Annotated in this window: 6 protein-coding genes; 2 read left to right on the top strand and 4 right to left on the bottom strand. The window is 58.3% G+C overall.

Going from position 1 to position 8,746, the window contains the following annotated elements; genetic code table 11:
- On the bottom strand, positions 1–2,625 hold a 2,625-nt coding region (locus AC2FLZ_RS17395; RefSeq protein WP_496882485.1), incomplete at its 3' end, for a monovalent cation/H+ antiporter subunit A.
- Positions 2,626–2,858: 233 nt separating this feature from the next.
- On the opposite strand from AC2FLZ_RS17395, the gene AC2FLZ_RS17390 reads away from it, so the two are divergent.
- Positions 2,859–3,320, top strand: a complete 462-nt coding sequence (locus AC2FLZ_RS17390) for a rhodanese-like domain-containing protein (protein ID WP_480553894.1) — start codon at positions 2,859–2,861, stop codon at positions 3,318–3,320.
- Entirely contained in the window at positions 3,317–4,141 is an 825-nt protein-coding gene (locus AC2FLZ_RS17385; RefSeq protein ID WP_480553856.1) for a CE1 family esterase, read from the top strand. The genes AC2FLZ_RS17390 and AC2FLZ_RS17385 overlap by 4 nt, the downstream gene beginning before the upstream one ends.
- Here AC2FLZ_RS17385 and mdoH read toward each other — a convergent pair whose 3' ends face one another.
- The 3 genes from mdoH to AC2FLZ_RS17370 are packed head-to-tail and all read right to left on the bottom strand — an operon-like array spanning position 4,142 to position 8,723.
- On the bottom strand, positions 4,142–6,013 hold the full coding sequence (mdoH, locus tag AC2FLZ_RS17380) for a glucans biosynthesis glucosyltransferase MdoH (RefSeq protein WP_480553855.1): 1,872 nt from the start codon (positions 6,011–6,013) through the stop codon (positions 4,142–4,144).
- The gene (locus AC2FLZ_RS17375; RefSeq protein WP_496821971.1) at positions 6,010–7,509 is read right to left on the bottom strand and encodes an OpgD/OpgG family glucan biosynthesis protein; all 1,500 of its coding nucleotides are present in this window, start codon (positions 7,507–7,509) and stop codon (positions 6,010–6,012) included. The genes mdoH and AC2FLZ_RS17375 overlap by 4 nt, the downstream gene beginning before the upstream one ends.
- The gene (locus AC2FLZ_RS17370; protein ID WP_480517648.1) at positions 7,506–8,723 is read right to left on the bottom strand and encodes an OpgC family protein; all 1,218 of its coding nucleotides are present in this window, start codon (positions 8,721–8,723) and stop codon (positions 7,506–7,508) included. Before AC2FLZ_RS17370 ends, AC2FLZ_RS17375 begins: the two co-directional genes overlap by 4 nt.
- Between the last annotated feature and the right edge of the window lie 23 nt (positions 8,724–8,746).

Raw genomic sequence — 8,746 nt, 5'->3', positions numbered from 1 at the left:
ATTAAACCAGGCCCCCAGACCCGTGGCTGCGGCGATCAGGACGCCCCAGCCAATGGTGCCATGGTAATAAAACCGCTGCCGCTCAATCGCCCAGGTATAGCCGCTGGCCATGTATTGCATCAGATAGGCGATGGCGACGATCAGCCCGGCGATAAAACCGCCGCCTGGCTGGTTGTGCCCACGGAAGAAAATATAAGCCCCGACCATCAGCGCAATTGGCATCATCACGCGGGTCGCCACAACCATCATCAGCGGATGTGAATCACCGGATTGAGGCCAATGCGGTTTGCGATTCAGCAGGTAACTGCGGACATTGGTGCTTAGCACGGATTCCGTCAGCGCAAAGATAATCAGCGCGGCAATGCCCAGCACGATGATCTCGCCAAACGTATCAAAACCCCGGAAGTCGACCAGGATCACGTTGACAACATTGGTGCCGCCACCACCCTTATAGGAATTGGCCAGATGGAATTCTGAAATCGTTGGAAATGCAAAATCGCGCATCATCATCGCGTAGACCAGCGCGCCGGTGCCAAGACCGGCAACGACGGAAATCGCGGCATCCCGCCATCGCCGCGCCGCGCTGCTGTCCCACGGCGTCTCGGTCGGCAGGAAGTTCAGCGACAGCAGCAACAAGATCATCGTTACCACCTCGACCGAGATTTGCGTCAAGGCAAGGTCAGGAGCTGAAAGATAGTTGAACGCGATGGAAACGATCAGGCCCACGACACCGATCAAAACCAGCGACAACAGGCGGTTCCGGTGGAACCACATGATACCAAGCGTCGCGCCCACCAAACAGATCCAGCCGATGATCGGAATGATCTGCGCTGGCAGCGGAACGCGTGTTTCCACACCGATGGTGCCTGTCGAATAGGCGTAATAACCAAGGCCTACAGTGAAGGCGACGAAGATGACCGCATAGCGGCTGAGAACACCGTTATGCATTTCATCGGTTATCCAGCGGCTTAACCTGGTCAGCGCGTCGATGATTGCCTCAAAGATCACCTTGGCCTCGGGTCGGGGCAGGGCATTCCAGACCTGCTCGCCGCGTTTGTGCATTGCCAGCAGGAACAGGCCGCCCAACGTCGCAACAACCGACATGTAAAGTGCAGGCGTGAAGCCATGCCACAGTTTGAGCGAGTAATACGGCAGCTTCTCTCCGCCAATTACCGCGCTGGAAACCACGGCGATCAGGGGGCCAACGATTACTGCGGAATTCAGACCGATCAGGACGACCAGCACCACCAGCAATGCGGGTGCCAGCCACAGCCCGACAGGCGGGTCATGCGGATGGGCGGGATAATCGTCTCGCTGGGGTCCAAGGAAAACATGGCTGACGAATCGGAAAGAATAAGCGGCCGAAAACAGCGCTGCCAAAAGTGCCAGTCCCGGAACCAGATAATGTGAATGCAACCAGGTGGTATGGACGGTCTCTTCCAGCATCATCTCTTTCGACAAAAAGCCGTTCAGCGGCGGCAGACCCGCCATGGACAGGGCCGCGATGGTGCCGATGGTAAAGGTGATCGGCATCAGGTGGCGCAGACCGCCCAACCGTTTCAGGTTCCGCGTACCGGTCTCGTGATCCACGATCCCGGCGGTCATGAACAGGGCAGCCTTGAAGGTCGCATGGTTGATGATGTGGAAAATGGCGGCCACGGCGGCAATTTTGGTGCCAAAGCCCAGCAGCATGGTGATCAGGCCCAGATGGGATACGGTCGAAAAGGCCAGCAGCGCCTTTAGATCATCCTTGAACAGCGCGATGACCGCACCCAGCAGCATGGTGATCAGACCAGTCGTGGCCACGATGTAGAACCAGGCATCTGTTCCTGCCAGAACCGGCCACATCCGCGCCATCAGGAACAGACCGGCTTTCACCATGGTGGCCGAGTGCAAATAGGCGGAAACCGGTGTCGGTGCGGCCATCGCATGCGGCAGCCAGAAGTGAAACGGGAACTGTGCCGACTTGGTGAAAGCGCCCAACAGGATCAGGATCAACGCCGGCAGGTAGTAGGGGGACGCCTGAATCAGTTCCTTGCTCTGCAAAATGACACTCAGGTCATAGGACCCAACGATATTGCCGAGGATCAGCATCCCGGCGATCATCGCCAACCCACCCGAGCCGGTGACGGCCAAAGCCATGCGCGCGCCCTGTCGGCCATCGGGCAGATGTTTCCAATAGCCGATTAGCAGGAATGAGCTGAGCGATGTAAGTTCCCAGAAAACAATCAAAAGTAGGATATTGTCGGACAGGACAATACCAACCATCGCCCCCTGAAATAGCAGCAGGTAGGTATAGAACTGCCCCATCGGGTCTTCGCGCGACAGGTAAAACCGTGCGTAGAGAATGATGAGCAATCCAATGCCGAGGATCAGCAAGGCGAAAAGAAATCCCAGCCCGTCCAGCATGAAATTCGCGTTCAGGCCCAACCTCGGTATCCAGTCAAACCGGGCAGTCACGACGTCTCCGCGCATGACCGAAGGGATGTGGATCAGCAGCCCCATCAGGGCCAGAAATGTGGTCAACCCGGCTGCGGATGCGGCAGCGTTTCGGCCCGCGCGGATCAGCAGTGCGGGAAATACAGCACCAAGGAAGGGAAGGGCCGCGATAAGGAATAGGGACAAGTGCGATACTCCGGTCTGGGCGGTCAGGGTGAGGTCAATTTTGTAAGGATATTTTGCCGACTGTCCAGAGATGGCAACTTTTTAACGAGCTGAAATGGATCACCAAGGTATTGGCGGCGCAGCGCATTAATGACGCGATCTTGATCTGCGAGCTGTCTTTCACCGCGCAACCTGCTGTTTGGTTGTGATAGAAACAGCACCAGCGAACAGGAGGCTGAGGTGTGGCCGAAAAAATGAACCGATCCCGACGGTGGGTAGTGATTGGCGTCGGTGCCGCGATTGCTGCCGGGTTTGCGATTAGGCAATACAGGCTGATCCCCGAAGATCACAGCGGTGGCCGGATCAGTGTGGCCGACGCTCATGAGCAGGCAGTGGACGGGCGCGTTCTGCTGGTTGATATCCGCACACCGCGCGAGTGGCGCGCCTCGGGAATTGGCGAGGGCGCGGTACCGCTGGACTTGCGCCGCGAGGATTTCGTCGACGTTCTGACACAAATGACCGGCGGTGATCAGGCTGCGCCCGTGGCGCTGATTTGCGCCCGAGGGGTGCGGTCCGCGCGCCTCAGCAATCGTTTGATTGAAGCCGGATTCACAAATATCATCGACGTACCCGAGGGTATGTTGGGCTCGGCGGCCGGGCCGGGATGGGTAAGAGCCGGTTTACCGGTTCGCAAATACAATGAGGATGCGGGATGATCAGGGAAATCGGCTTGGCAGCAGTATTTGCCTTCACCGCGCAGTTGGCCCTGGCGGGTTGCGCTGATCAGGGGGATATTTGCGAAACCTCCTTGGGCGCGTACCATATCGAACTGCCCGATGCGGAAAACCCGCCATTGGTGGTGTTTCTGCACGGATATGGCGGCAGTGGATCGGGAACGATGCGAAATCGCGGGATGGTCGAACCTCTGTTGGCGCGCGGTTATGCAGTGATGGCGCCTGAAGGTTCGGAAAGGCCCAACCGGGGCGGCAGAAAAAGCTGGAATTTTATCCCTGGATTTGGCGAACGGGATGAAACCGCCTTTCTGTCCGAAGTGGTTCAGGACGCGGAAAACCGGTTCGGAATCAATGTGGACCGGGTCATGCTGGGCGGGTTTTCGGCTGGTGGCTTTATGGTCAACTATCTCGCCTGCAAGGCGCCCGAGACATTTTCAGCATATGTTCCGGTGTCCGGAGGATTCTGGCGGCCACACCCAGAAACCTGCAAGGGTCCAATCCGGATGCTGCATACCCATGGCTGGACGGACAACGTAGTTCCGCTTGAGGGGCGCGTACTGGGCGGTGGCCGGTTTCAGCAGGGCGATATCTATGCCGGGCTCGAAATCTGGCGCGAGGCAAATGGCTGCGTCGATCACAAACCGGCCGGCTTTAGCACAACGGAGAATTTCATGCGCCGCCGCTGGACCACCTGTGCCAAAGGCAGCGCGCTGGAGTTCGCCTTGTTCCCGGGGGGTCATACAGTTCCAGCCGGTTGGGCCGATATGGTCGTGGATTGGTACGAAGGGCTTCCCGGCAGTTGATCACTCTGCCGGCGCCATCTTGATCTTGCCTTCAACCAGTTGCTTCAGCTCGGCCCGGTAACGGCGGGCCGACCGGGTGATGGCAGGTTCGCGGAAATCCTCGCGCATCCCGACCATCCGGCGTGCGGCACCGGCCGAAACACCGCTGAGTGCCGATAGCGGGATGGCCAGGGCGAGACTGATGGCAATCGGAGCCAACCAGATCGAGACCAGCCCGGACAGGATACCAACACTCAAGGCGATGCCACTGACTGTTTCCAATGCATGACACAGAAGCAGTGTGCGTAATCCGTAACTGCCACCGTCGCGTGCTTGCGGCGACCAGCCCCGCTGAATGCCAAGCGCCGTCCGGAAAACGGCGATCATCTGTTGCACCATCAGGATCGGCGCATACAGGATCGACAGAATGACCTCGGCCAGAAACGAGGTCAGGAACTTGAGGCCGCCTCCGAATTCGGAATAGCGTACACCGCTTAGCGGCAAAGCCAGAACTCCCAGCACCTTGGGTGCCAGCAGCATTGCATACATCACAAGAATGATCAGAACGTGCCGGGTTTCCGACATTTCCGGCCATTGCGGGAACAGCGGATTATCGGGGCTGAAGTAATGCAGGACAGAAGCGTCTTTGCCCTGACCGATCAGTGCCCACATCAAAAGCAGCGCAAACCACAAAGGTGACATCAAATAGCCAACGGCACCGTGGAACATGTGAAAACGCGAGACGGCCCGGAATCCAGTCGAGCCCAACAGTTTCAGGTGTTGCAGATTGCCCTGGCACCAACGCCGATCCCGCAACGCATGATCGATCAGTGTGGGGGGCGTTTCCTCGTAAGATCCCCGAATGCGCGGCAGGAACCGCACCGCCCATCCGGCACGGCGCAGCAATCCAGCCTCGACGAAATCGTGGCTCATGATCAGCTTATCCTGACCGTTGATCGCACGCATCTTGGGCAGTCCGGCACTGGTAGCGAAAGCCTTGGTGCGGATAATTGCGTTGTGGCCCCAATAATTACCCTCTTGCCCGCACCAACGCGCCAACCCTTCGGCAAAGGCGATGCCATAGACTCCATTGGCAAATTGTTGCATTCGGGCAAAAACCGATTGCGCGCCGATCAGTTGCGGATAGCTCTGAATCAGCCCGGCACCGGGATCACGCGCCAGCGCATCGGTCAGCCGGTGTATAGCGCGGCCGGTCATCAGGCTGTCCGCATCCAGAACCAGCATCGCGTCCCAGTCTGCGCCCCAGCGACTGACCCAGTCGGCGATGTTTCCCACCTTGCGGTCGGTGTTTTGCTCGCGACGGCGGTAATACAACTCCAGTCCTGGGGCGAGCGTGGTGCGCAGGGCTTCGACGCTGGCCTGTTCCTGTGCCGCGATTTCAGGATCGCGCGTGTCGGACAGGATGAACATGGCATAGTGATGCTGCCCACCGCGTGCCTGCAAATCTTCGAGCATGGTGCGGGCGTTGCCCAGCACGTTCCATGGCACTTCGTTGTATACCGGTGTCAAAAGGGCAACGCGCAGGGGCTGTGCTGTGCGTTTGCGCTGCGGACGATCCTGTCTCGACAGCGAAACCATACCCAGCAGAACGGTGCAGACCGTGAACGAAATCCAGAAGAAGTTGAACGAGATAAGCGCCAACAGGATGCCCTCGATCAGATTGATCCCCTGGGCGCTGAACCAGTCGCTCATGATCCACAGCAGGCCCAATGTCGCTACCATCGCCGGTGAAAACGCAAGCGCGCGCCAAAATCCAGTCGCGCCCATGTCTGTGCCCGACGGGGCATCGGCATCGTGGAACCCAACGCTGAAATTCTGCGTGGGCATCGCCAGAGGTGCCTCGGGCGGCATGATATGCAAATCGCGGTTCATATGGTCCATCGGTAAAGCCACACCTCAGAGGCAGGCTGTTTGTCTTTCAGCAGTTGCGCGCGCAACTCGACATGATCGCGCCCATCTGGCTGGAATGAAAACGCAAGACGCAATCCACCCGTATCCGGGTTGCGTTGCAGAACACCGTCCGAGGTTTCTGCATGAGGGGAATCCACGAAGACACTGATCGCCTCGATATCATCGAACAAATCGCTGCCATCGAAATCGATGACAGCCAAACGCCCTTCACCGAAGGTGTTCTCGCCCATGGCAGTGTTGGTCACCCGTGGCATCGGAGTGCGCTGAGGCTCCTCACCCCAGATCAGACGATAGGACAGGTCAACCCGACTGCCTGCTGCATAGGGTTCTGCCGGGCGCCAATAGGCGACGATGTTGTCGTAGATTTCCTGATCTGCCGGTATTTCGACCAAAGTAACGGTGCCTTTGCCCCAGTCATTCTGAGGCTCGACCCACAGGCCCGGGCGTTTGTGATAATTCGCCTCAAGGTCGGCATAGTCCGAAAACTCGCGCTTGCGCTGCATCAGCCCGAAGCCGCGTGGGTTCTCGTCAACGAAGGAAGATATTTGCAGGCGGGTCGGGTTGGCCAGCGGACGCCACAACACCTCGCCCGCGCCATTGCGGATCAACAGCCCGTCGCTGTCATGGACGGCAGGGCGGAAATCGTCAAACCGGCTGTGGTTGGTCTGGTCGAACAGGAACATCGAGGTGCCCGGCGCGATACCCACATGAGGCAGGTCTTCGCGGGGAAACAGCGTGGCCTCGACATCGATAACGCAATCTGCCCCCGCCGTGACATTGAAGCGATAGGCGCCAGTCACGCTGGGACTGTCCATCAACGCATGGACGACCATATTGCGATGGCCGGGTTTGGGGCGTTCCAGCCAGAAACGGATGAATTCAGGAAATTCCTCACCATCCGGTTCGCCTGTTTTCAAGGCCAGACCGCGTGCTGACAAACCGTAGACCTCGTCCAGACCGATAGCGCGGAAATAGCTGGCACCCTGCCAGACGCAGAATTCATCCGTCTTGCCGGGGCGGTGCATCTCGGTCCGAAGGCGCAGGCCTGAAAAGCCCAGAGTCTCGTCGATGGGCAATTGCGGCACATCTTCAGATTTCTCGAACATCCCCAGATCGAAAACGACCGGTGTGGTCATGCCATTTTCGACCGTTTCCACCTTGACGGTCCGGGGGAAATACAGGCCCGGTGTGAAGAAATCGACGTTGAATGGTGTTTCGGTCTCGTACCACAAAGCCCGGTCCAGTCGGAATCGGATCGAGCGATACTGTTCGTAAGTCAGATTCTGCCATTCCTGAGGAACCATTTCACGTTCCGCATAAGGGCGGTTGGCCAGGTCGCGGGCCAATTCGACCACGTGGTCGCGGTCGAAGGGGACTGCGCCCCCGGATGCATAGGCCGATGGGGCAAAGGCCAAGGCTGTCGTCGAGACGAGGAATGCGCGACGGGTTAAATTCATCTCTTCAATTTCCAGGGTTGAGACTTGAACCAAGATGCCAGATAAGCCACGCCAATGATCATGGCAAAGCCAATCATGTTGGCGACAAAGACGGTGGCAACATCCCGCCCAGTCTGATCAAGGGCAACGCCGATAAGTCGTGCTGCCGCCATGGAAAATACAAAGACTGCAAGGGATTGCTGACCGACTTTGGTGATGACTGTCAACAGGAACTGCCAGACGCGCGCGCCCATGCTGTGACCCGTCGCAATCAGGCGGTGACCATGTTCGCCTGCCGCAGCCCAACCCAGATAGGCCAATGACAGAAAATGGACATATCGCAGCGCGCCAAACTCGGTTTTGTCGCGCAATTCGTCAGTCAGTGGCCAGATCTTTCGGATCGCAGCGCCCAACTCAGGCGCAGCGGTATTGACCCAGAGGAAGACCTTCCAAGATCCAAACGGAGCTGACAGGATCAGGAACAAGGCAGCCGCCCAGACCAGAGATTTCGATACCGGTGGAGCGGGAATCCAGCCGCGCATCAAGGCAAATCCGGTGAAGAACAGCAATTGCCAGCCAAACGGGTTGAAAAACCATTGCCGATCCGACCACGGCTCGGCCGGAAGGGCCAGCGCGCCGGTCTGGGTGACACACCAGATCGCCACAGATGCAGCAGCCATCAGCCAGAAACTGATACGGTATAGCGCGATGTAGAGCGGCATCAGCGCCAGTACCACCAGATACATCGGCAAGATGTCAAAGTAGTTCGGTACATAAGTCAGCGTGAAGAGCCCCACCATCTGCGGGGCGGGATCATCGAAGAAATGCTGAAGGTTCAGCGACGAGACATAGGTTTTCTCGAACGCGCCGGTCAGGTCCAGCGCTGCCATTGTCATGGCAACAAAGAAGAACAGGGCAATATGGGCCCAATAAACCTGCCAGATGCGATAGGCCACACGGGCTGTGCCCATCCACCAGCCCTTGTACAGGAACGCCCCGCCAAAGGCGATGGCCGAGGCCATGCCCGAACAGAACACGAAGATCTCGGTTGCATCTGAGTACCCAAAGCGCGCCGGGATCCAATTCGCCCAGGGATCATTGGGAATGTGGGCAATCAGGATGATGAACATCGCGATGCCGCGATAGAAATCCAGTCGCGGGTCACGCGTGCGGGCGGGGGTCGCAGCCGAGGCCGCGACGGGTGCAAAATCAGCAGCGGGCGATATGGTCGCCATACGGTCTCTGTCCTTCTTGGTCG

The organism is Ruegeria sp. YKSF131 (assembly GCF_059612645.1).
This window is presented reverse-complemented; position numbering and strand designations above follow the sequence as displayed.

What these genes read in the sequence shown, in the direction of transcription:
- AC2FLZ_RS17390 (WP_480553894.1), top strand. Translation starts at nt 2,859, where the DNA reads ATGAACCGATCCCGACGGTGGGTAGTGATTGGCGTCGGTGCCGCGATT.
- AC2FLZ_RS17385 (WP_480553856.1), top strand. Translation starts at nt 3,317, where the DNA reads ATGATCAGGGAAATCGGCTTGGCAGCAGTATTTGCCTTCACCGCGCAG.
- mdoH (WP_480553855.1), bottom strand. Translation starts at nt 6,013, where the DNA reads ATGAACCGCGATTTGCATATCATGCCGCCCGAGGCACCTCTGGCGATG.
- AC2FLZ_RS17375 (WP_496821971.1), bottom strand. Translation starts at nt 7,509, where the DNA reads ATGAATTTAACCCGTCGCGCATTCCTCGTCTCGACGACAGCCTTGGCC.
- AC2FLZ_RS17370 (WP_480517648.1), bottom strand. Translation starts at nt 8,723, where the DNA reads ATGGCGACCATATCGCCCGCTGCTGATTTTGCACCCGTCGCGGCCTCG.